Origin of the sequence: Haematospirillum sp. 15-248, assembly GCF_012102665.1 — a bacterium.
GTDB lineage: Bacteria > Pseudomonadota > Alphaproteobacteria > Rhodospirillales > Rhodospirillaceae > Haematospirillum.
Genome location: NZ_JAAVTF010000008.1, coordinates 27,995 through 50,135 on the forward strand (window position 1 = coordinate 27,995; position 22,141 = coordinate 50,135).

Annotated in this window: 21 protein-coding genes; 12 read left to right on the top strand and 9 right to left on the bottom strand. The window is 57.5% G+C overall.

Features of this window, described 5'->3' with window-relative positions; translation table 11 throughout:
- Positions 1–146: 146 nt before the first annotated feature.
- Both HEQ72_RS07960 and HEQ72_RS07965 read right to left on the bottom strand, forming a co-directional pair.
- On the bottom strand, positions 147–797 hold the full coding sequence (locus tag HEQ72_RS07960) for a LolA family protein (RefSeq protein ID WP_168023070.1): 651 nt from the start codon (positions 795–797) through the stop codon (positions 147–149).
- A 61-nt stretch (positions 798–858) separates the two neighbouring features.
- Positions 859–1,032 carry a hypothetical protein gene (locus HEQ72_RS07965; protein ID WP_168023071.1) on the bottom strand — a complete coding sequence of 58 codons (174 nt, stop codon included), beginning with the start codon at positions 1,030–1,032 and terminating at the stop codon, positions 859–861.
- 527 nt (positions 1,033–1,559) lie between these two features.
- On the opposite strand from HEQ72_RS07965, the gene HEQ72_RS07970 reads away from it, so the two are divergent.
- The 7 genes from HEQ72_RS07970 (at position 1,560) to HEQ72_RS08000 (ending at position 9,176) form a co-directional block, all read left to right on the top strand.
- On the top strand, positions 1,560–1,748 hold the full coding sequence (locus HEQ72_RS07970) for a bacterioferritin-associated ferredoxin (RefSeq protein WP_168020843.1): 189 nt from the start codon (positions 1,560–1,562) through the stop codon (positions 1,746–1,748).
- Positions 1,749–1,839: 91 nt separating this feature from the next.
- Complete coding sequence (gene bfr, locus HEQ72_RS07975) at positions 1,840–2,328, top strand: bacterioferritin (RefSeq protein ID WP_168020842.1); 489 nt, start codon at positions 1,840–1,842, stop codon at positions 2,326–2,328.
- A gap of 100 nt (positions 2,329–2,428) precedes the next feature.
- The gene (gene gpmI / locus HEQ72_RS07980; RefSeq protein ID WP_168020841.1) at positions 2,429–4,012 is read left to right on the top strand and encodes a 2,3-bisphosphoglycerate-independent phosphoglycerate mutase; all 1,584 of its coding nucleotides are present in this window, start codon (positions 2,429–2,431) and stop codon (positions 4,010–4,012) included.
- A 25-nt stretch (positions 4,013–4,037) separates the two neighbouring features.
- Positions 4,038–5,228 carry a murein hydrolase activator EnvC family protein gene (locus HEQ72_RS07985; RefSeq protein ID WP_168020840.1) on the top strand — a complete coding sequence of 397 codons (1,191 nt, stop codon included), beginning with the start codon at positions 4,038–4,040 and terminating at the stop codon, positions 5,226–5,228.
- 9 nt (positions 5,229–5,237) lie between these two features.
- Positions 5,238–6,584: a S41 family peptidase gene (locus HEQ72_RS07990; RefSeq protein ID WP_168020839.1), complete on the top strand. Its 1,347-nt coding sequence runs from the start codon at positions 5,238–5,240 to the stop codon at positions 6,582–6,584.
- A 98-nt stretch (positions 6,585–6,682) separates the two neighbouring features.
- The gene (locus HEQ72_RS11750) at positions 6,683–8,650 is read left to right on the top strand and encodes a divergent polysaccharide deacetylase family protein (RefSeq protein ID WP_168023072.1); all 1,968 of its coding nucleotides are present in this window, start codon (positions 6,683–6,685) and stop codon (positions 8,648–8,650) included.
- Positions 8,651–8,696: 46 nt separating this feature from the next.
- The gene (locus tag HEQ72_RS08000; protein ID WP_168023073.1) at positions 8,697–9,176 is read left to right on the top strand and encodes an RNA pyrophosphohydrolase; all 480 of its coding nucleotides are present in this window, start codon (positions 8,697–8,699) and stop codon (positions 9,174–9,176) included.
- A 13-nt stretch (positions 9,177–9,189) separates the two neighbouring features.
- Here HEQ72_RS08000 and HEQ72_RS08005 read toward each other — a convergent pair whose 3' ends face one another.
- Together HEQ72_RS08005 and HEQ72_RS08010 are read right to left on the bottom strand one after the other, a co-directional pair.
- Complete coding sequence (locus tag HEQ72_RS08005; RefSeq protein ID WP_168023074.1) at positions 9,190–11,607, bottom strand: DUF4175 domain-containing protein; 2,418 nt, start codon at positions 11,605–11,607, stop codon at positions 9,190–9,192.
- 104 nt (positions 11,608–11,711) lie between these two features.
- Complete coding sequence (locus HEQ72_RS08010; protein WP_168020835.1) at positions 11,712–12,404, bottom strand: response regulator transcription factor; 693 nt, start codon at positions 12,402–12,404, stop codon at positions 11,712–11,714.
- A gap of 211 nt (positions 12,405–12,615) precedes the next feature.
- On the opposite strand from HEQ72_RS08010, the gene ribA reads away from it, so the two are divergent.
- Together ribA and HEQ72_RS08020 are read left to right on the top strand one after the other, a co-directional pair.
- Entirely contained in the window at positions 12,616–13,761 is a 1,146-nt protein-coding gene (gene ribA, locus HEQ72_RS08015) for a GTP cyclohydrolase II (protein ID WP_168023075.1), read from the top strand.
- A gap of 136 nt (positions 13,762–13,897) precedes the next feature.
- Positions 13,898–14,878, top strand: coding sequence for a hypothetical protein (locus tag HEQ72_RS08020; protein ID WP_168020833.1), 981 nt, complete (start codon positions 13,898–13,900; stop codon positions 14,876–14,878).
- 13 nt (positions 14,879–14,891) lie between these two features.
- On the opposite strand, the gene HEQ72_RS08025 is transcribed toward HEQ72_RS08020, so the two are convergent.
- Both HEQ72_RS08025 and HEQ72_RS08030 read right to left on the bottom strand, forming a co-directional pair.
- Positions 14,892–15,254, bottom strand: coding sequence for a histidine triad nucleotide-binding protein (locus tag HEQ72_RS08025; protein WP_168020832.1), 363 nt, complete (start codon positions 15,252–15,254; stop codon positions 14,892–14,894).
- A 54-nt stretch (positions 15,255–15,308) separates the two neighbouring features.
- The gene (locus HEQ72_RS08030) at positions 15,309–15,638 is read right to left on the bottom strand and encodes a phosphoribosyl-ATP diphosphatase (protein WP_168020831.1); all 330 of its coding nucleotides are present in this window, start codon (positions 15,636–15,638) and stop codon (positions 15,309–15,311) included.
- A gap of 214 nt (positions 15,639–15,852) precedes the next feature.
- Between HEQ72_RS08030 and HEQ72_RS11755 the strand changes: the two genes are divergently transcribed.
- The gene (locus HEQ72_RS11755; RefSeq protein ID WP_168023076.1) at positions 15,853–17,202 is read left to right on the top strand and encodes a S1C family serine protease; all 1,350 of its coding nucleotides are present in this window, start codon (positions 15,853–15,855) and stop codon (positions 17,200–17,202) included.
- On the opposite strand, the gene HEQ72_RS08040 is transcribed toward HEQ72_RS11755, so the two are convergent.
- From HEQ72_RS08040 to lptG, 3 genes are read right to left on the bottom strand one after another with little or no spacing between them, the layout of a single operon-like run.
- The gene (locus HEQ72_RS08040) at positions 17,157–17,885 is read right to left on the bottom strand and encodes a phosphatase PAP2 family protein (protein WP_168020829.1); all 729 of its coding nucleotides are present in this window, start codon (positions 17,883–17,885) and stop codon (positions 17,157–17,159) included. The two genes, HEQ72_RS11755 and HEQ72_RS08040, sit on opposite strands and share 46 nt — an antisense overlap.
- Positions 17,882–19,405 (bottom strand): ArnT family glycosyltransferase, encoded by a 1,524-nt coding sequence (locus HEQ72_RS08045; protein ID WP_168020828.1) that lies wholly within the window; start codon positions 19,403–19,405, stop codon positions 17,882–17,884. The genes HEQ72_RS08040 and HEQ72_RS08045 overlap by 4 nt, the downstream gene beginning before the upstream one ends.
- A 7-nt stretch (positions 19,406–19,412) precedes the next feature.
- Positions 19,413–20,522, bottom strand: a complete 1,110-nt coding sequence (lptG, locus tag HEQ72_RS08050; protein WP_168023077.1) for an LPS export ABC transporter permease LptG — start codon at positions 20,520–20,522, stop codon at positions 19,413–19,415.
- Between the two features lie 121 nt (positions 20,523–20,643).
- On the opposite strand from lptG, the gene HEQ72_RS08055 reads away from it, so the two are divergent.
- Positions 20,644–21,243 (top strand): cob(I)yrinic acid a,c-diamide adenosyltransferase, encoded by a 600-nt coding sequence (locus HEQ72_RS08055; RefSeq protein WP_168020827.1) that lies wholly within the window; start codon positions 20,644–20,646, stop codon positions 21,241–21,243.
- A 148-nt stretch (positions 21,244–21,391) separates the two neighbouring features.
- Positions 21,392–22,141, top strand: a complete 750-nt coding sequence (locus tag HEQ72_RS08060) for an electron transfer flavoprotein subunit beta/FixA family protein (RefSeq protein ID WP_168020826.1) — start codon at positions 21,392–21,394, stop codon at positions 22,139–22,141.

Here is a 22,141-nt window from a genome sequence, read left to right on the forward strand (position 1 = left end):
GGGGGGAAGGACGGGCACAAGTTGCGCCCTGTCCGTGACGAAAGGATCTATGGCATAGCCCGCAGCAACACCAGCATCGGTGTCGCATAACAGACCCCTGCAATTTGCATGGCACACCAACAATAGGCATGCAGTGCATTGAAATATCACCTGTATCGTGCTGGCAAATTGCTCCAGGAAAACAGGCCTTGGTCAAAAGACAACCCCGTGCGTACGGAAAACAAGGACACCGCTGTTTCCAGATCGCGGGCATCACGAACCCGCCACTGGCGCAGCTCGAAGGGGTGTTCAGTAAAGACCAGCATCAAGGACCCAGCAGCAGGATCATCCGCCATCACCAGCTCGATCTCCGCAACACCGGCAGCACGGCGTATATCTTTCAGAACAATATCAGGATCAGAGAAACGCGGATTCTTGCGCAGCAAAATGCCAGCCGGCGTTGAATCAAGGGGAAGATTGCTGACCTGCCCCACAGCATTATCAATAAAGACCAGCCACGTCCCGTCCGCGACAACCTTGATCTTTGACGGTGGGTCATAGGTAAGGTTCATCTTGCCCGGTCGCTGAATGGACACGGTGCCCTCACTGGAAGATCCATCACTGCTGATTTGAAGAAAGCGGGCCTGCATCGTGCGTACAGTCCCGAGCGTCTCCTCGGCTCGCTTCAGGAGTGCCGTTTCTTCCGCATTCGGACGGTAGGGAACCACACCGGACGAGGAAGCAGCAGCCAAGGCAGGGCACATGAAAACCAGAAAAGCAGCAACCAGAATACAGCGCCTAAAAAACAGCAGGGTCAAAGCCGGAAACTCCACGTTGCCTGTATAGCAGCCAAGAATTGACTTCACAGGTAACGGAGCATCAAGCCTGAGGCAAGGTATTCCGGAAGGACGAATGATCTGGAGACGAGCGTGTCTGTGGTGCAACACAAGACTGATCATCGGGAATGCTTTCGTCAGACCCACGACGCCGTTCCGCCAGTGCCACCATCAATGTTCCCAGTGTACGGGGATCAAGCCCCCTGCATATAACCATATTCGCGTCCCCCGAACGGGCCGGGATATCCCTGATCCCGGACTCTGAGCGGATACCCAACCAATGCACGCAGTGTAATTTTGGCCCTGAAAAATTGCAAACGATTTGCAATTGCATTTATCGACAAGGAACGATACAGTCACCTCGTTCACGATTCAGATGGGCCCATGTGGTGCGGACCGGTGCGGGTTTGGAAGGGCTGATCTGGATTGCTGAACCGGGTGATTATCAACCCGTCTCCTGTACCCCGGGTTCCGGCCCCTGCCTGTTGCCTCTCCTGCCGATGTGTCGCTCTCTCCCGACATTCCCGACATCGGCTCCCTGCAAGAAGCGAAGGGCAGGACCGGAACCCGGATACAACGCAGAAAAACCGGCCACCCCGACAATGTGACCAAGGCGCCAGATAAACGCATGTTGCACTTGAGGATGATAATGGATTGCATTAGATTCCAGGCAGGCGGTTTTCCCGATATCCATTGCGGATTGTCCTGAGATCAGTTGGTTAATGGGTATGGAGCGTCCCATTCATGTATGTGTGCCTTTGTAATGACCTGAAATGTCGCGATGTGCGGACCGCACGGGATTCAGGTGCCAGAACCCCCTCCCAGGTCTTCCGCGCACACGGGCTGCAACCCCGGTGCGGCAAGTGCATAGACTGCATGAGAGTGATCCTGGACGAAGGAAAGCAACAAACGCCGATGCCAAGGGCATCATGAGAACGCTTCTCAAGTTATTCCAAAAACTGGAAAAACATGTTCTCCGGCAGTAGTATTCGCGGCGACGGGAATCTTTGCTGTGGAGAGCACCATGAAGGGCGACAAAGAGATCATCAAGCACCTGAACAAGGTCTTGAGAAACGAACTGACAGCCATCAACCAGTACTTCCTTCACGCACGCATGCTACAGGACCAGGGGCTGGAGCGCCTGGGGCAGCATGAGTACCAGGAGTCGGTGGAGGAAATGCACCATGCCGACTGGATGGTAAAGCGGATCCTTTTTCTGGAAGGACTTCCGAACCTGCAGGACTTGGGCAAGTTGATGATCGGGGAGAATGTTGCGGAGATTCTTGCAAATGACCTGAAACTGGAGCACGGCGCCCGCAACGATGTTGTGGATGCCATTGTCGCCTGCGAGAAAGCGCGTGACTTCATTTCGCGTGAGAAGCTGAAAGAAATCCTCGATGCCACCGAAGAGCATATAGACTATCTGGAGACTCAGATTTCCCTTCTGGAAAAGGTCGGTCTACAGAACTATATCCAGTCACAAATGGCCCCGGCAGACGGCGCAACATCCTGATCCTTTAATACAGATTGTCTCAGGAATATTCGCTTTCTGCACACTTTGGCCTATAGTCCCGGCGTGTCCTCAGTTGATCCGGAAAGTACGAGTTTCTGCCATGACATCTCCCTCTCGCCCCGGCCGTCCTGTTGTTCTATGCATCCTTGATGGCTGGGGGTACCGGCCCGAGCGTGACAACAATGCCATCGCCCTGGCTCATACGCCGGTATGGGACCGGATGCTGGCGGAATGTCCCGGCAGTCTTCTGGAAACTTCGGGGCTTGATGTTGGCCTGCCGGACGGCCAGATGGGCAACTCGGAAGTCGGGCATATGAACATTGGTGCCGGGCGGATCGTGATGCAGGATCTGCCCCGCATTGATGCCTGTGTTGCAGACAACGGCCTTGGCCACATGGAGTCTTTCGGTCGCTTTGTCAGCAAGGTTCGCCAGGGGAGTGGAACCGTTCACCTGATGGGGCTTCTCTCTCCCGGCGGTGTGCACAGCCATCAGGATCACATGGCAGCCCTTGCCGCAACACTGGGAGCAGAAGGACTGAAGGTCTGCCTGCACATTTTCACGGATGGAAGGGATACGCCACCCCGTTCCGCACGCGGTTTCATCGAAGCATTCCTGACCAAAACCCGTGACGTCCCCAACCTTTCCCTTGCAACACTGGGCGGGCGTTACTACGCCATGGACCGCGACAACCGCTGGGACCGTGTACAGCTGGCATACGACGCGATGGTATACGCAAAGGGCGAGCGTGCTCCCAATGCTGTCGCCGCGCTGGATGCATCGTATGCCGCCGCTGTCGGTGACGAGTTTGTGCGCCCGTGTGTTCTGGGCAACTATGCAGGCATGAAGGATGGCGACGGGATTCTGGTGGCCAATTTCCGGGCTGACCGGGCACGGGAGATAACGCGGGCCCTTCTGGATCCGGGGTTTGATGGTTTCAGCCGCGGGAATGGCCCCGCTTTCTCGGCTGCACTGGGTATGACCGAATATTCCAGGGCCCATACCGCCTTCATGGATACCCTGTTCCCGCCCGAACCCCTGTCCGACATCCTTGGGGAGGTCATTTCGCGCGCCGGGTTGGCACAGCTCCGCATTGCCGAAACGGAGAAATATGCCCACGTGACGTTCTTCCTCAACGGGGGCGAAGAAACCGTGTATCCCGGTGAGGACCGTATCCTGGTTCCCAGCCCCAAGGTTGCCACCTATGACCTGCAGCCGGAAATGTCTGCACCGGAGGTCACACGTCATCTGGAAGAGGCCATCCGTTCAGGACGCTATGACCTGATCGTCGTCAATTATGCCAATGGAGACATGGTGGGACATACAGGTATCCTGGAAGCCGCCATCAAAGCTGCCGAAGCTGTTGATGACGGGCTGGGCCGCCTGGAGCAGGCCATCCGTGACAGCGGGGGAACCATGATTGTCACGGCTGATCACGGTAACGCAGAATTGATGAAAGATCCTGAAACCGGAGAGCCTTATACCCAGCATACTGTCGGCAAGGTTCACGCTCTCCTGGTGAACGGGCCAAAGGCTGTGACCCGGCTTCGTGATGGCAGGCTGTCCGACCTGGCTCCCACGGTCCTTGCGTTGATGGGGCTACCCCAACCCGCTGCCATGACCGGACGCTGCCTGCTTGACCAGGAGGCAACCAACGCGACACGGGGCTCTGTGGCTTTTGGCTGAGAGACATAGCCCGGTCCGGGAGGTCATGCTGGTTTTTCGTATACTGCTCGTCTTTGCTGTCCTGTGCGCAACAGCCCCGCCGACCGGGGCTGCATCGCCTTCTGCATCCGAAAAAGAACTGAAGAAGCTGGAAAAACAGCTTCAGGAAAGCCGGGATCGTGAAAAACAGTTGGGCGAAAAAGCCAGCGGACTGGGAAAGGAACTGGAAACGCTGCGCGAAGAAATCGTTGCCGCCGCCCGTTCGGCACAGGACAACGAAGAACTGCTCTCGGCTCTGGAACGGCGCGTTCGTGACCTGGGTCAGAAAGAGAAAGACCTTCAGGCACACTTGGGAGACCGCGAAAGCCAGATGGCAACCGTTCTGGGCGGCCTGGAACGTCTGGCCATACGCCCACCGGAAGTTCTGGTCCTGCAACCCGGCCACCATGACGATACGATTCGAAGCGCTATCCTGCTGCGCGCCGTTATTCCCGAACTCCAGAAAAAAGCGGGGTCCCTGCGGAAAGAACTTGCAGGTCTGTCGACCATCCGGCGTGAATTGTCTACCCGACGCGCCGAACTGGCCACAGCACTGACCAAGCTGGACCGTCAACATGCCCGACTGGCAACACTCTACGCACGCAAGGCAAAACTGGCCGAAAGCACTGAAGCCGAGCGCAAGGCTGCCGCCAGTCGCGCCGAGCAACTGGCCCGGAATGCCGGGGATCTGAGAGATCTTCTGGCAAAACTGGAGGAAGACCGGCGCAAACGGGAAGCGGAAACAAAACGGCTGGCCCGGCTGGCCATGCCAAAACCGCCCGCACCGTCACCTGAACCCGGCCCGTCACTGGAAAGTCAGCGCGGCACAATGGCCTTGCCGGCGCGCGGACAAATTGTGATGCGCTACGGCGAAGAAACAGAAGAAGGTCTGAGTGCACGTGGTGTGACCATCCGGACACGCCCCGGAGCACAGGTAACTGCCCCGGCTACAGGAACAGTTGCCTTTGCCGGACCGTTCAGGGGATACGGGCTCCTCTTGATCATGGAGCATAGCGGTGGCTATCATGTCCTTCTGTCCGGTATGTCCCGTATCGATGCCGTTGTTGGTCAGAGCCTGCGCTCGGGAGAACCGGTCGGTATCATGGGGCCGGGTGACGGTACGCGGCTTTATGTGGAATTACGCCGGGATGGGCAACCGGTAAACCCCCTCCCTTGGCTCTCTGCTCGTAAAGGTTAGAACTGGCTGATGATGCGGAAGTCCCTTATTGCGGCGTTGGCCGTCCTGGTTCTGTCCCTGCCTGTGGGGGTGACACTGGTCTTCCCCTCGTTGCAGGCACAGGCTAAAGCCGACGCATCAACCTATCGTCTGCTTGATCTGTTCGGCACCGTCTTCGAACGTGTACGACGCGATTACGTCGAGGATGTCACTGACCAGCAGCTGGTGGAATCCGCCATCAACGGTATGCTGACCAGCCTTGATCCTCATTCGTCCTATCTGAATGCCGAAAGCTTCCGTGACATGCAGACCCAGACACGGGGGGAATTTGGCGGCTTGGGAATCGAGGTGTCGATGGAGAATGGCCTGGTCAAGGTTGTCTCTCCCATTGATGACACACCGGCCTTCCGGGCCGGGTTGAAGCCGGGTGACTATATCATACGCCTTGATGACAAACAGGTCCTGGGCATGACTCTTCAGGATGCTGTCGAGCATATGCGCGGCAAGGCCGGCAGTGAAATTGTGCTGACCATACGCCGGGAAGGACGTGACCCATTCGAGGTCAAACTGGTTCGTGATGTTATCAAGATCCGTTCGGCTCGCGCCAAGGCAGAAGGTGATATTGGCTATATTCGCCTGACAGCCTTCAACGAAAAAACATTTGATGCCATGCGGGATGGGATCGAGAAACTTAACAAGGATATCGGCCCTGACAAAATCCGTGGCTTTGTGCTGGATCTTCGCAATAACCCTGGCGGTCTTTTTGACCAGGCTATCGCCGTATCGGATGCTTTCCTTGATTCCGGCGAAATTGTCTCTACCCGGTCGCGCCGGAGTGATGATACCCAACGCTATAATGCGCAGAAGGGCGACCTGACCGGGGGGCTTCCCATGGTGGTCCTGATCAATGATGGCTCTGCCTCATCCTCGGAAATCGTTGCCGGGGCCCTGCAGGACCATCACAGGGCCATTGTGGTCGGAACCCGCAGCTTCGGAAAGGGATCGGTCCAGACGGTCATTCCGCTGGCCGGGCACGGCGCCATGCGTCTAACAACCGCGCGTTACTTTACCCCCTCCGGCCGTTCGATCCAGGCCGTCGGGATCGAGCCTGACATCGAGGTCAACGCCAGCTCCCACCCGGTGCGCAGCCGCAGTGAGGCCGACCTGCCCAATGCACTCAGCAACCCGGATGAGAAAGTCAACAGAAGCAAGCGCTCAACATCACAGCCGGACCTGGCGGATGAGAAAGCAGGGCAGGCAGCTCCCCACGTCGGCGTAGCCCAAGGCAAACCCGAGGAAGACCTGCAGCTGGCACGGGCCCTGGATATCCTGAGAGGGGTTGCACTCGAACGTCAGAAACAAACACGGCTCCAATAGCCTGTAATGCCGGGCAGTAAGGATTTCGTTAGGGGTTATCTGATTACTGTTTGACGTCGGGCTACTCTTGCCCGGAGTCCTGACTTCTGGGGAATGGCGTGGCGTTTTCGTTGAAATCGCTGTTCGGCGGCAAAAAGGAATCGGCAGACAGTTCTGGCGAGGAGGATCTGCCATTTCGCCCGGAGCCGGAAGAAATACCGGAGTCAGAAGTACGGCGTATCGAAGAGGAAAAGAAGCCGAAGCCTGGCCTTCTGGACAAAATTCTGGGTAAGGGAAAAAAGAAAAAAAAGGGAAAAAAGGGCAGCAAGGGGGATGAGGCCAACACAGCGGGTGAAGGGGCTGATCCCCTTGACAACCCTGCCCTTCTGGCCCTGATTGCCTCGGAAGTTGCTGATCTCCCCCCTCCGGAAACATCCGGGGATGATGGAGCCGCAGCAGCACCGGGTTCTGCTGCGGCTCCTGGTCCATCTCCAGCTGATGCCGTGATGCCTGACGACGAAGCCGCAGGCATGGATGATGGCGCCGGCATTGAGGATGAAGGTGGCGGCCCCGATCTGGATGACTTTGATTTACCACCGGTCCTGTCTGGCCCGGACAGGGCAGAGCAGGACTGGCGCAATCGCCAGAGGAAGCAGGCCCTGGTCGGGTCCGTTCTGGCCATACTGCTTCTAGGCGGGGGAGGTGGAGCTTTGTGGTGGTTCATGCAGCCAAAACCACTTCCGCCGGAGGTTGACCCCGGGCTGGTTGTCATCAATGAAAAGGGTGAAGCTGTTGCTGTCCCTGCGCCAGAGCCTATGGCATCGGGCGACAAGATCAGCCTCATGATGCCTCCCCCTCCACCAGCCAATCCGGAACCGCTTCCAGAGCCAAAACTGGCCGAGGGCGCATCGGATCCATCCGCAGAACGCTCCAAGAACCGACGTCCATGGCTGGCCGGGGACGGAACACAACCGCTGCCGACAGATCAGGCTGCGCCCCCACCCCCTGCACAGACAACAGAGGCTGGAAAGACTGAGTCTGCCGATAAACCAGCCGAACCCACACCTCCACCCCCGAACGAAACAGCCGCCGCACCGGCTGTTGAAACAGCACAGCCCCCTCCTGCTGCACCAAAAGCACCCGAGCCCGCAAAGACTACGGTTATTGCCGGACTGCCTCCATTCCGGGACCCGGTTCTTCCGGAACCCCGCAAACCAGGACAGGCGATGCCAAGCTATGCGGCCATTCCGGTAAACAAGGGCGATCCGAAAGGACTGGAACCCGCACCGGATCCAAGCCTGATCAGGACATCCCGCTTCGGCTCCCTCCCCATGATCAGCAGCGAGGGAAAAATGCCGTGGAAGGTTTATCGCAGACCTGCACCCGACACCAAGGGACCCAAGATCGGGGTTGTGATCGGGGGGCTTGGCCTACACCCGGAAGCGACGGAAACAGCCATCACCAAACTGCCGCCTGACATTACGCTCTCGTTCAGCCCCTATGCCCCGCAGCTTGAGAACCTGGTGCAGCGGGCTCGCTCCTATGGGCACGAGGTCATGCTGGATCTCCCCATGGAAGAGCAGACCTTTCCTTCGGCAGACCCCGGTCCCCTTGGTCTGCTGACAGCTCTGCCACCGTCCGAAAACCTGACGCGCCTTGAGATGGTCATGGGCAAAGCAGGGGGATACGTCGGGCTTCTGGGACGTCCCGGTCACTTTACCGGCTCGGGCCTGCCGATGCAGGCCATTCTCGATGCCTTGGGGAAATCCGGAATCCTGTATATTCAGGCCGGCATGCCCCCTGCCACAGACAGTCCTGACAATAAGGGCAATTTGTCAGGCTATCGCAAGGACACAGGCCCTGTGGCGGTCTCTGACCTGACCATAGAAGCCCGTTCCTGGCGTTCTTCTGTCGATGCACGTCTTGAATATGCCGCCCACATGGCCAAGACACGCGGCACGGCGCTGGTTGTCCTGTTCCCGTCCCCCCTGACCTTCGAACGCCTGATGGCCTGGAACAAGGGGCTGGCAACCAACGGAACCCGGCTGGTTCCCGCAACCGCTGTGGTCAACACGTCGGCAAGCTGATAGGGTCGTCCGTCTTTTGTTCCCCCCTGAAGGGTGTTGACCACTGATGACCCCGTCCCTGAAAACAGATCTCCCCTGGCGTCCCTGTGCCGGCATCATGCTTGTAAACCAGCGCAACGAGGTTTTTGTCGCACGGCGCCTTGATACGGAACAAAACGCCTGGCAAATGCCACAGGGAGGTATAGATCGCGGTGAAGACCCACGGGACGCAGCCCTGCGCGAATTGAAGGAAGAAATTGGTACCAACAGGGCTGAAATCATTGCAGAGATGGAAGAGTGGGTCCGCTATGACCTGCCCGATGACCTGATCGGAAAGGTCTGGAAAGGACGCTGGCGGGGACAGGAACAGAAATGGTTCCTGATGCGCTTCACAGGACACGACCGTGACATTTGTCTGGATACGGAACACCCGGAATTTTCAGACTGGCGATGGGTGCCGCTTCGCGATGTCCCCGACCTTGTTGTACCCTTCAAGCAAGCTATCTATCGCCAAGTCTGCGCCGCATTTGCCCCGCACCTGGCCTGATCCCGGAGAGACGTCAGAACATCCGGATCAGGCGCTGTAGATAATCCTGCTCCTGACGATCCAGATTGCCCTCGGCAGCACGCCGTCGCAGCTCCTGCAGAAGGTCACGCGCCCGGGTGCGTTCCGGTTTGGTCGGGACCTTCTCACCATGAAGGGTCATGCCTTCACCGGGACGTCCTGCCGGATCCAGCCCCCCTGCCCCCGCAGGAGCCGGCAAGAGGCCAATTGTCTGCCCCAGGTTCTGCATCATGGTTTGTGAAACATCACGACGGGCCTGACGCAGGGCATCCAATGCCTCCCCCTGAGCCTGCTGTCCCAGATCAGGACGGGATTCACCCAGCGCACGGGATGCCGTATCCATATGATCCCCGGCAACACCGAACCATTCCGGAACCGAACCGGTTTTCCGACCGACCTGCCCGCCCAGTGCCCGCAACTGACCACGCAAGCTTTCCTGCCGCCCCGCCAACTCTGCAGCAGGGAAAGTCCAGAACCCGGAATGGCGTGCTACAGACGGCAGGGCTGTCCCCTCTGCCATTGTGGAAAAGGTATCTTCCAGAAGTTGCTCCTGGCCCCGGACAAGACGGTCAAACCCGGTCATGATATCCCTCATGTCCCGCAGCTCGCCGGATGCCGACGAAAAGCGCGCATTCCGTAATCCGGAGAGCACAGCATCAACATGCTCGGCCAGGGCACGTGCCGCATCCTGTGCCCCCAGGCGGGTCAGCTCTTCCAGTTCAGCCAGCATTTTCTCCAGGGCAAGGTCACCGGCCTGAATATTTGGGCCAAGGGAGTCCGCCAGTGCATCAAGCTCATCCAGAGACAATCCACCACCACGACCGACGATATCCTGTAACAAGGATACCAAGGCACGACGGACCGCGTTTATAGCATCCGCCACCGCCTTGGGATCCCCTGTCGCATTAAGAAGATCCAGCCTGGCTTGTTCCAGCTGGGTTCGTGCATTGTCGATGGTGCCATCCTCTATCCGCAAAGCCAGGTTCCAGAGAAGATCAGCCACAGACCCAGGTGGATGCACAGCAAAAGAAGGTGACAAACGCAACGCAGCAATCCGCAACCCAAGAAAGACTACAGGATCATGACCAAAATCATCCGGCCTGAGGGACAAGTCATCAAGGCGTCTCCAGACCTCTGCTTTCTGTGCAGGTGACCCCGTGAAAAGAACCTTGCGGGCCGACGCCAGAAGGGCCGCGACCGGATGCGTGAACTGCCGCTCTGGCAAATGCGTTGCATACCAGTCTGAAGCTGCTGTGTGGCTGGCCCCGTCAGAAACCAACACCCTGACCTCAACATCCTGACCGGCCCAGGGGTGCCCAGCAAGATCCAACAGAACGGCGGTATCAACATGGGGCGAAGGCAAACCGGGAACAGGAAGCGGATAGGAACGGGAAACAAAGTCCACATCCCTTTCCTGCTCCCCCGGACGACGCAACTCAAGGCGGGCCTCTGTCACGCCGTAGTCATCAGACGCAGCAACATGCAATGAAAGACGGGGGTCCGGACCATCCGGTGTCGTGGCCGCGACAAGGGGTCCTCCTGCAACAGACGGCGGCGCATCCGGAATAATGGCCAGCTGCTGCCTGGCGCTATACCACAGCCCGCGCCGTATCCGGAGTTCAACACCAGATCCGGCATCATCCGTTACAAGAGCAGTCATGCGCGCTGTATCATGACCACTGTCCTCAAAAGGAACAGGGGTATCACCAAGATATCCGGTCGGCAGACCGGGGCCATGAACCAGGACCAGAAGGGAACTTCCATCCGGAACATCAAGCCTGCCCCCATCCATAACCCGGCGAACAGAGGGCAACCGGGTATACTCCGGGGGGGTTATCCAGATCTCGGCACTCATGGATCCGGTCAAGGATGGTGTCAGAGCCGCAGACAGACGGTCTGCGAACTGGTGGCCAGAGACAAACAGACCAACCGCCAGGGCCAGGACAGGAACCGCCCGGACAGCAAGCGGATCACGGTCAGCGATATGGGGGGCAGGCCAGGATACCTGCAAGAACCCGGCTTCAAACAGCATCTGCCGGTGATGCCTCTGCCAGAGTTCATGTGTTGCAGGATCAAGCACAACAAACGGGCGATCACACAGGGCAGTCAGAGGCCGGGCGGTATGCCCACGCTCCAGGCGATGCAAAGCATCCCATATGTCTGGACAGCAAAAACTGGACAGTCCGTACCATAGAGCAAACGCCAGAATGACCAAAAACAGGATGAACGACACCAAGTGCCAACCGGTTCCGGAAACCGGTATTCCCCCCAGAAGGGACAGGGCGATAAATCCGAGAACGACAGACCAGGGTATCCACAAGGCCTGCCACAGACGTTCCCAAAGCAGGAAGAGCCAGGACAGGAACAGCCGCCATTGCAGGATGCGGGGCAGAATCAGCAGGGGCATCATCATGCCCCCAGTTTACGGGGCCATCCATCAAGGACGAAGACAGCGCAGGCACGCTGTCACAAACAAGGCCATCACAAGGGGCCTGGATCCTGAAAAATAGCGGAATATCAGGGACTGAGCCGATATCCCCCTTCTTCGGTCAGTAACAGGGTTGTCTCGCCGCTGACAGGTTCAATCTTTTGACGCAGCCGGTAGATATGAGTCTCAAGCGTATGAGTACTGACAGCGGCATTATATCCCCACACCTCATGCAGCAGGGTTTCCCGGTCCACCGCCCGCCCCTGCCGGTATAGATATTTGAGGATTGCAGCTTCTTTTTCTGTCAGGCGAATCTTCCGCCCTGAAGCTTCTTCCAACATCTTTGACGCAGGCACAAAACGATAAGGGCCAACAGCAAACACAGCATCATCAGACTGACGGTGCTGACGCATATGCGCCCTGAGACGGGCCAGCAACACAGCCATACGGAACGGCTTGGTCACGTAGTCGTTGGCTCCGGCTTCCAGGCCCGTTACCGTGTCGTATTCACTATCAAGACTTGTCAGCATAATAATGGGGCAGCGCACACCTTCTGCCCTCAACTGGCGACAGACATCACGCCCGTCCATATCCGGAAGGCCCAGGTCCAGCAAAATAAGATCCAGCGGAACGGGGGAGGATGTCGCGGCACAGATCGCCTCACCCCCTGAAGCCGCTTCGGTTACAGTGGCAATATCGTCCTGGTCCTGAAGCTGCATCGCAAGAGTGCGCCGCAGAACCACATCATCATCAACAAGGAGTATAAAACGGCCATCGGCCATGGGCGGACACTCCTCTGCCTCAAGACAACACGCTACAAATACGGGGGTAACCGGGGAAAAATTCCCGCCAGTGCAAAAACACTGTCTTTTCACAACGCCAATACTGTCCTATCTACCATCGGGAAGCGCGGACGCCAAGCCCGTGACACTTTCTTCTACGAACCGGGTCATCCATGACCGGACCCGATAGTCAGGATTCCGACATTCCAGCATGACCAGACCCGTCCCACCCGCCAGCTCCCCACCACCATCTGCCCTTGTAGCGGTGGATCGTGTTGTTGCCGAATTCCGGCGTGGTGGCACTGTTGTCCTGACAGACCTTACGGGGAAGGGTCTGCTGATCCAGTCAGCCGAAACCCTTACAGAAGAAAGCCTGGAACGCTTTGGTCATCTGACAAACACAGCGCCAGCTCTTCTGATGACAGGCCGGCGGGCAGAAGCTCTTGGATACGAGGCAACAGACGCGCCGGTCATAGCGTTCCGGCCCCCCGTCCCTCTTACGGTCGATCAGGTGACCATGCTTGGTGATCCCGTACACGGAACAGACCGTACCGGGCCGACAATGGCATGTACTGCGGACTCCATGCGTCCAGGTGCCCCGGAAGGTCTGGAACACGCTGCCGTCCTTCTGGCCAAGATTGCACGCCTGCTGCCTGTCGTGGTGGCCACATCTCTGCCCGGGCATACTGACATACGACACTGGGCTGCCGAGCGCGACCTTCTGACCGTTGATAGTGCCCACATCCTGTCCTACCTGCCGACAGCAGCCCGTAGTCTGCGCCCGGTCGGGGATGCCCGGGTTCCGCTGCAGGGTGCCGAGAACACCCGTATCGTAGCCTTCCGCCCGGCTGATGGTGGAATCGAGCATCTGGCCATCATCATAGGAAACCCGGATCCGGAGCAACCAGTACTGGTCCGTCTGCACTCGGAATGTTTCACCGGAGATCTGCTGGGGTCGCTGCGTTGTGACTGTGGCGACCAACTGCGCGGGGCTATCGATGTTATCGCCCGCGAGGGGAGCGGGGTTCTTCTGTACCTGGCACAGGAAGGCCGGGGTATTGGCCTGGTCAACAAGCTGCGTGCCTATCATTTGCAGGACCGTGGGTTTGACACCATGGATGCCAACGGGCAGCTGGGATTCCATGATGATGAGCGCCTGTTCCTGCCTGCCGCCGAAATGCTTCTGCAACTGGGCTTCAGCCGTGTTCGCCTGTTGACAAACAATCCCGACAAGGTTGCCGCACTGGCCCGTCATGGCATCCGTATTGATGAACGTGTGGCCCATGTCTTTGCCAGCAACGTGCACAACCTGTCCTATCTGCGAACCAAAGCCGAAAAAGGTGGGCACATCCTCTAGAACCGGGCGGCACATTTTGCCGACTGACACGAACAGTCCACGACGCGACGCCGCGCGGCAAGGCGATCTGAGCAAAATGGCATAATCGTTGCATTGCCCAAGGGCAGAATACTGTCAGGACAAGGCAAACAGGACCATGCCCGTCAGTCCGTATGAAGGATGGAACAACGCCCCCTATCTGCCGGGTATCAGCATGGAACCCGGGGGGGGAACTGTCGCCACAAGCGCCTCAGCCGAGACGGACGAGAATCCTCTGTCTTTCTGGGATTTCCTGGACGTCGTGAATCCGCTGCAGCACATACCAATTGTTGGAAGTCTTTACCGGGAATTGACCGGAGATACAATTCGGGGTGAAGCAAAACTGGCCGGTGGGGCCTTGTTCTTCGGCCCGATCGGGCTTGGTCTTGCCGCCCTTGATGTCGGGGTAGAAGAAATTACAGGTGCCCCGATCGATGAACACGTCGTAGCCATGTTCAATGGCGAAGATGCGGGGCAAAACGCCATCAGGAACAAGAAGAAAGCAGAGACCCGGGTTGCATCTGTCACGGAAGAGACTGTACCCCCGGCCGAGGCAGGAAATGAAGCGGTCTCTTCATCCACCCCAATCCCGGAGCCTGCAGCAACACAAACCGTCACCGAACCATCAATGGCCGCAGCCGATGCAACCGCAATCATCACCCCCCTGCGCATGTTTCCTGCCCATCCAGCCACAGCCGTCATGCCAAAAGCATCCAGACCGATTACACCATCACGGATTCCGGCATCGACCATCCGACCGATGGGTGAGGTTTCCTCCATGACGGCCCTGGAGCAATTGGTACGCGAATCATCACACCTTGCACCAACACCAGAACGGCAAACCATACCCCAACACAACACGGACCAGAAAGAGACGTCAGCCACAAAGCACGAAGACAATAATGGAGACAAGGGAGACAACAAGGCCCAGCAGCGCAAAGCCCTTGAAGCCCAGGGCCTTGTATCCTTGCCCACAACGCCTCCTGTACCGGTCAGCCTGCTACAATCGGGAATCCCCGCGCATGGAACGGGCACTGAAATACCCGCCCTGCACAAGGCCAGCGAGGCCTACCGGAAGGCAAACCAACTCCCCCGATAAAAACAAAACGGTATCAGTCGCGCTTTACCATCGGACCAACCGGCCCACCGCCAAGGACATGGAAATGCAGATGCGGTACCTCCTGATGCCCATTCGCACCAACATTCGAAACCACACGATAACCGCTGTCACGAACCTTGGTCAGGGCTGCCACTTTCTCGATGGCACGAAACAGGGCGGCGATTTCCACATCCTTGCCATCGGCAGCCATTTCGTTGACGGATCGATAGGCACCCTTGGGGATGACCAGTACATGAACCGGGCGGGCTGGATTGACATCGTGGAAGGCCAGAACATGATCATCTTCATAGACCCGGTTGCAGGGAACCTCGCCACGCAGGATACGGGCAAAAATATTACCGGAATCGTAACTCATCGTTGTCTCCTTGCGTCACCGGAACAAACATGAAAAGCATGGCACCAAGTGCGCTTATAACGGGCGTGCCTTCTTCCCGTCGATGCCATCTTCACCGAAACGATCCTGCATGGCCTGCCATACATCGGACGGAACAATACCGCAGTCTGACCACAGGACCAAAAGGTGATACAGCAGATCCGCACTCTCACCGACAACGTCCTCACGGCTTTCCACCAGTGATGCGATAGCAATTTCCACTGCTTCTTCACCGACTTTTTGGGCTATTTTCTTGCGACCCTTCGCATAAAGCCTTGCTGTGTGGGAACATTCCGGATCAGCATCCTTCCGGCTGTTGATCAGGGCAAACAAGTTCTCCAGAATATCCGGGCTGCCTTCAGCCATTGCACGCATGTCCTTGTATACATATCCCGAACCCTGCACACCGCCCGGGCAGCAGGGCTCTATCACGAAGCCGCAATGTTATACGTACCGTACCGGAAAAGCGAGAACCGGCAGATCGTATCCACCGCTCTGGCACTATAGCCCTGCAAAAGATCCTTGAGATTGTTTGTGAAAGACGATACTTCTATCATCAATTATAGATACGGGGCATAACGTGCGATACAAACTGCTGGCAATGATCGCAGTGGCCGGTCTTGCTGGCTGCGTGGACGGGATCAAGGTTGACAAGGTTCCCTACGCCAACGCTCCCCCTTTTCCTGAAGATGCAGTCCTGGCTCCCATTCGTTTCCACAAGGGAACAATCCGTGTGCGCCGGGGCAGCCTGATCGGGGGATACCGCATGGGGTTGGAATGCGTGGACGGTGGACGACAGATCCACTGGACTGGTGATGCAACAAGCCGCAAAATAAAAAGCCTTGAATTCAACGATATGTTCCATGAACAGTTCAGCATGGCCGGCTATACCGTAACCGGCGATCCTGCAAACCTGTTCGGGGATCGGATCGGCAACATGCCCCGGGCTGCCTATCTGGTATCCGCACAGATCGAGGACATTCGCTTCAACCTGTGTGACACCCTCAATCTATGGACAGGCAGCAGGCTGGACGCACAAAGCGGATCCGGAACTGTTCGCGTGTACTGGCAAGTCCTTTCCGTTGTGGAACGAAAAATCGTGCACGAGGACAGGACATCCGGGTTCTTTTCATTAAGGGCACCCGTTGTTGACGCGGCTGCCGTTCTGGTGGCAGAGGCGTTTGCACAGGCTGCCGGCAACTTTGCCGCCAGTGAAGGGATGCGTCGTCTGGTGATGGCTCCGCGACCAACCCGCAGCAGCACACTGGCTGCAAAAACCGGGGACGAGATATGGCTGCCATCGGTTTCTCTCTTTGATACACCGCTGGATCAGCATGTCGAGGGCGTACGCCGGTCTGTTGTCACGGTCGACAACGGGACTGACCATGGATCAGGCTTTTTTATCGCCCCGGATCTGATCCTGACCAATTACCACGTTGTGGAAGGAATGGACGTTGTACGTATTACACTGAACACCGGACGAACATTCTCCGGTGATATCGTCCGTTATGACGAAGCACGGGACGTCGCCCTGATACAGGTCGAAAAAGCGGGGCATCTGCCCCTGCCAATCCGGCAAAGCCAAGCCCGTATAGCAGAGGCTGTTTATGCCATTGGCACCCCCCGCAGCCGGTCCATGGCCGGAACCATCAGCCGCGGAATCATCAACCGGTTTGGGAATAATACCCATGGTCTCCAGCGCATTCAGGCCGATGCGAATATTCATGGTGGTCATGCCGGCGGCCCATTGCTTGATGCCTCTGGCAATGTCATCGGCATCAGTGAAAAACCGGGAAAACTGTCAAGCGGACTGAATTTCTTCATTCCCATCCGGGATGCCCTGCAACACCTGAACCTGAAAATTCGTCACCCCAATGATACGCGTCAAGATGGGTGGGACGACGGAGACCTGCAGGTACCAGATTTCTGACAGGAGAGACCCTTGATTCCCAGAATCCAGCGCGCAAGAAGATAATTAACCCCGATGACCAGAACAGCAGCATAAAAAACATCGGAGAAAAAGTGCCCACCCTGCAGGATCCGCACCAGGCCTACAACCGATCCGGCCAAAAAGGTCGTCAGGAAAACTCGCCCTCTCCACCGCAGGGGAACCACAAAGGTCAGTGCCGTCATCCAGAATCCAAGTGCGCCATGACCAGAGACAAAGGAACAGTTTGAAATACACTGGTCTGTCACCAGGAACGGCGGGGTAAACACACTGTCACCACCAAATTCCATAATCTGGCGAGGACGGGCACGACCCCAGTTCTCCTTGAACAGAACATTGGCCAGAAGCCCCGGACCGGTTGCCAGACTGATCACCAGATAGGCGCAGACCCGCCCGGTCAACCAAGACAAAGGGCGGTGACACAGACGCAAAATACCCCATAAGCACACAAGAAAAACAACCCCACCAATCAGAAGGCGGGGAAAATCCTTGCGAACAAACTCGGGTACGGGATCGTGGGCCAGGAACCACCCGTCGGACGGTGTCCAGAACAGCCCGCTGATGCCCAGATCAATGCCCGGAAAAGTCCAGAAAACAGCTGCGGACAACAGAAGCCAGGACAGGTGCATCCCAGCGCGCCAAACGTATGACGCCCGCACCTTCATGGCCCATATCCCAGAAAATGGTCCACATACCAAGCCGACAGCTCCAGCGTCCCTCCAGCCACCCCGGCAGAGCGGAACACAGCCACAGGCTCAACAGATTGGAACCGCTGGTACAGCACGCTCGGATCATGGCGGGTCACATACAGGAAGCGACCACCCGGCACATCAGGAAGCGGCATGGTCAGTTCATAGTGATTGTGCACAACATCACCGGGGTGCCACATGAAGCTGTCCCAGGCCAAGGGACGGGCGTAATACAAAAGTGTTGCCATGGTCTTGCGGTCATCAAACAACAACGGACGCTCGGGGTTCTGTGCCTTCAGTTCACGAACCCAGCGACCGGCATCGTCCCACCCACGCACGCGCTTCTGGAGATCCAGGGCCGGGGGAACCCTCACACCAAAGGCTGCTGCCAGACTGTCTGCGTTATAGACCAGGGACGCGACCAGAACATGGAGCACAATCGATGCCCGCAGGACCCACGCGCGGGATCCTGTCCCCAGGCACCAGGACACAACAAGAGGAACCGCAGCAACAAAAGCCGGGGCAGCCCAATTTGCATTGGCCCGCGATATCAGGGCCTGCACAGACATGATCACAAGAACCGGCACAACGAAAGCCGCCAGGAAGCGAAAACGCCAATCCACGTGCAAGCGTGACCGTGCGGGAACACAAAGGGCAAGCACCAGAACCGCCAGCAGGAGCGGACCAAAAACCCCTGCCTGGGAAGCCAGGAATGCAACCATGTTCAAAGGATTGAAGACATCGACACCAAGGTTCACATTATCCCCGGTATGCCGATAGCTGGCCATCCCGTGCGCCAGATTCCACCAGATGTTCGGCGCATAAAAAGCCGCCCCGAGAACCAGAGCACCCCACAATCCGGGAGACCTCAGGAACCGACGCCAAGGCGCATGCCACAGCAGGGCCAGGACAACCGAGACAATGAAAAAGACCATCGCGTACTTGGACAAAAGGCCAAAGCCAAGACCAAGACCGACAGCCAGCCACCACCAGGCAGACCCGCCCGTTACAATGCAAGCCAACCCCAGAAGAGACAGCGCCCAGAACATCAACAGGAATGCATCGGTTGATACCAGCATCGATGACAGGGAAACCGCCGGCAGAGTGATATAGATCACCGCACTCCAGACACCAACTACACGACGTCCGGCATTGTCATCCGCATGGTCGCGGTCAAACAGGACAAACCCGACTCCATACACCAGAAGCGCGGTCACGGCATGGGCCAATGTCGCCCCGATCCGGACCCATGGCTCGGAATCGCCGCCAAGGCTGGTCGTCAGGGCAATAACCCAGGCAATAAACGGCGGTTTGGAGAAATAACCAAATGCCGGATCAGTTGACCAGCTCCAATACTGGGCTTCGTCAAACGACAGGTTAACCGGCGTCCCGAACAACTGGAACAAACGCCACACGGTAACAGCCAGAACAACCGTCAACGCAACCCGGAATGCAGGGGAAGACCAGCCGTTCCGACAACAGGACTCACGTGTCATGACAGGTTCAACCATCTTCCTGATGCAACAGGGTTGCTGTCCCAAGCAAAAGCGTCACCAGCGTTGGTGTCCAGGCTGAAAGCCACAGGGGCACCGCTGATGACAACCCCAGCGCAAGGGACAACCTGGTGAAAAAGTAAAGGACAAAGCCAACCCCGACAGCACCAAGAATACGGGACAAACCCCGACCGGAGCGTAAATCAGGGTCCAGCGAGAATACAGCCGCCACAATGACCATGGCGCACAGCAAAACCGGCGATGCCAATAGGCCATGCAGGTGCATCCAGTGACGCTGGGCCGAGAACCCCGATGTTTCAAAGAAGCGTATAAAACCCGGCAAATCCCAGAACGACAGGGTTTCCGGGCTGGCAAAGTTTTCCTGGACACGGGCAAGGGTCATCCCCGTCGGCAGGCGCACCTCATCCATGCGGACACCGGGATGATTGGGCTCCATGATCCAGGCATCCCGGAGGATGAAGGCACGGTCCTTCATCGCGCCCTGACCTGCATCGATGCGACGGTACAGGACCCCATTGGAGTCAAGCATGATGAACATCAGATCGCGCATATGCAAAACATCGCCATCCTGACGGACGTGCCCGGCATGCACAACCGTCTGCCCTCCGTCCGTGACAGGTTCACGCAGCCACATGCCTGATTCTGAAAGATTGAATGCACCAGCCCGGGCAGGCATCCAGACCTCGTCAAGGCGCTTCTCATAACTTCGGTAAAGAGCGGACGAAAGCGGATTGACCGCTGTTACATCCAGGACTCCGACAACAGCAGCACATAGAACCATCGGGGCCAGAAACTGCCAGACCGAAACACCCGATGCGCGAATAATGATCAGCTCATGGCTGCGGCTGAGCCGCCACATGGCAATCATACCTCCCACCAGAACGGCAAAAGGCAGAACCTGATGGGCCATGGTCGGCAGTTTCATGAGGGACAGGCTGAACAAAACGGTCGCCCCCGCATCGCGCCCGGCAGCACGCCGCAAAAGCTCCACAAAATCAAGCATCAGGATCAGCGCAAGAATAACAGTCAGCGTCCCCAGCAACGCCATTGCAAAATGGCGCCCGATATACAGGAACAATGTGGTATGGAGACGCAGCACTGACTTCCTTTCCCGTGACAAGAATGCGGGGTTGGCAATAAGTTTGTCTAAAACCAACCGGACCGGGTCCACCGTGGCCCTTGGCCGTTATACCCTCTCACAGCCCCCGGGGACATGACGAATGGTACAGCTTACGTGCATCTATACCCGTAGCGGCGACAAGGGCAAGACCTCACTTGGAAACGGGACACGGGTTCCCAAGACCGACGCACGGGTCGATGTATGCGGAACCATCGACGAGGCCAACTCTGCGCTCGGGATTGCCCGCCTGTATTCCTCAGGGAATCAGGCCGCATTTTTTGACAGCATACTGGGCCGGATTCAGAACGACCTGTTCGATCTTGGGGCTGACCTGTGCATGCCTGAAAGTGATCCGCCAATACAAGCCCTGCGCATAACCGATGAACACGTAGAGCGACTGGAGCGAGAAATCGACCAGATCAATGCAGGGCTTGTCCCCCTGCAATCTTTTGTCCTGCCCGGTGGATCACCAATGGCCGCGCACCTTCACATGGCCCGAACCATTGTGCGAAGGGCAGAGCGACTTATCGTTGGCCTGTCCCTGCGCGAGACCATCAACCCATGCACCCTGTCCTATACAAACCGCCTGTCCGATCATCTCTTCGTCCTGGCCCGCCACGCGAATGTGGAGAAAAATGGCGATGTCCTGTGGATCCCCGGGGCCAATCGCCAAAATGAAACAGATCACAAGGACCGTTGAGCGGGGAGCACGGAACAAACCCTTGGCGCGTGGACAGAACAGGCGATAGAGTGTCTGGCCCTGCAAGGAAATACCGGACATCGTGTGCCCGGCATGTTCCAGGCAGAGGGGGCAGAAAACAGACCGAAGGCGGAGCAGGGAAGAGCAGATGAAAGTCCTTGTGGCAGTAAAGCGGGTCGTGGACTACAACGTGAAGGTTCGCGTCAAGACAGATGAAACCGGCGTTGAGTTGGCCAACGTTAAAATGTCGATGAACCCCTTCGACGAAATTGCGGTGGAAGAAGCAATCCGGATGAAGGAGGCTGGCACCGTGACCGAGATTGTTGCCGTCTCTCTCGGGGTTGCCGCCTGCCAGGAAACGCTGCGCACCGCCATGGCCATGGGGGCAGATCGCGCCATCTTGGTTCAGACAGACGTCGATCTTCAGCCCTTGGCCGTTGCCAGGGCATTGAAGGCTATCGTTGATCGTGAAAAACCGGATCTTGTGCTGGTCGGGAAACAGGCCATCGATGACGACAGTAACCAGACCGGACAAATGCTGGCCGCCATGACCGGGTGGCCGCAAGCAACCTTTGCATCAAAAGTAGAGCTTACCGGCAAAAAGGCCAAGATCACGCGGGAAATTGATGGCGGACTGCAGACCATTGAAACAGCCCTGCCTGCCGTGATCAGCGTTGACCTGCGACTCAACGAGCCGCGCTACGCCTCTCTTCCCAACATCATGAAGGCCAAGAAGAAGCCGCTTGAAACCCTGACGCCCGAAGATCTTGGCATTGATGTTTCTCCCCGGCTGAAAGTGCTGAAAGTAACCGAGCCTCCCAAGCGCCAGGCTGGCATAAAGGTTGCGGATGTGGCCGAGCTTGTCGGCAAGTTGAAGACCGAAGCAAAGGTGATCTGA

Bases quoted from the DNA above. Each gene is read 5' to 3' on its own strand.
- HEQ72_RS07985 (WP_168020840.1), top strand. From the start codon at position 4,038: ATGCTGGTTTTTCGTATACTGCTCGTCTTTGCTGTCCTGTGCGCAACA.
- HEQ72_RS08055 (WP_168020827.1), top strand. From the start codon at position 20,644: ATGGTACAGCTTACGTGCATCTATACCCGTAGCGGCGACAAGGGCAAG.
- HEQ72_RS07970 (WP_168020843.1), top strand. From the start codon at position 1,560: ATGTATGTGTGCCTTTGTAATGACCTGAAATGTCGCGATGTGCGGACC.
- HEQ72_RS08060 (WP_168020826.1), top strand. From the start codon at position 21,392: ATGAAAGTCCTTGTGGCAGTAAAGCGGGTCGTGGACTACAACGTGAAG.
- bfr (WP_168020842.1), top strand. From the start codon at position 1,840: ATGAAGGGCGACAAAGAGATCATCAAGCACCTGAACAAGGTCTTGAGA.
- HEQ72_RS08030 (WP_168020831.1), bottom strand. From the start codon at position 15,638: ATGGCTGAAGGCAGCCCGGATATTCTGGAGAACTTGTTTGCCCTGATC.
- HEQ72_RS08045 (WP_168020828.1), bottom strand. From the start codon at position 19,405: ATGACACGTGAGTCCTGTTGTCGGAACGGCTGGTCTTCCCCTGCATTC.
- HEQ72_RS08020 (WP_168020833.1), top strand. From the start codon at position 13,898: ATGCCCGTCAGTCCGTATGAAGGATGGAACAACGCCCCCTATCTGCCG.
- HEQ72_RS07965 (WP_168023071.1), bottom strand. From the start codon at position 1,032: ATGGTTATATGCAGGGGGCTTGATCCCCGTACACTGGGAACATTGATG.
- ribA (WP_168023075.1), top strand. From the start codon at position 12,616: ATGACCAGACCCGTCCCACCCGCCAGCTCCCCACCACCATCTGCCCTT.
- HEQ72_RS08010 (WP_168020835.1), bottom strand. From the start codon at position 12,404: ATGGCCGATGGCCGTTTTATACTCCTTGTTGATGATGATGTGGTTCTG.
- gpmI (WP_168020841.1), top strand. From the start codon at position 2,429: ATGACATCTCCCTCTCGCCCCGGCCGTCCTGTTGTTCTATGCATCCTT.
- HEQ72_RS08000 (WP_168023073.1), top strand. From the start codon at position 8,697: ATGACCCCGTCCCTGAAAACAGATCTCCCCTGGCGTCCCTGTGCCGGC.
- HEQ72_RS08005 (WP_168023074.1), bottom strand. From the start codon at position 11,607: ATGATGATGCCCCTGCTGATTCTGCCCCGCATCCTGCAATGGCGGCTG.
- HEQ72_RS08040 (WP_168020829.1), bottom strand. From the start codon at position 17,885: ATGAAGGTGCGGGCGTCATACGTTTGGCGCGCTGGGATGCACCTGTCC.
- HEQ72_RS08025 (WP_168020832.1), bottom strand. From the start codon at position 15,254: ATGAGTTACGATTCCGGTAATATTTTTGCCCGTATCCTGCGTGGCGAG.
- HEQ72_RS07990 (WP_168020839.1), top strand. From the start codon at position 5,238: ATGATGCGGAAGTCCCTTATTGCGGCGTTGGCCGTCCTGGTTCTGTCC.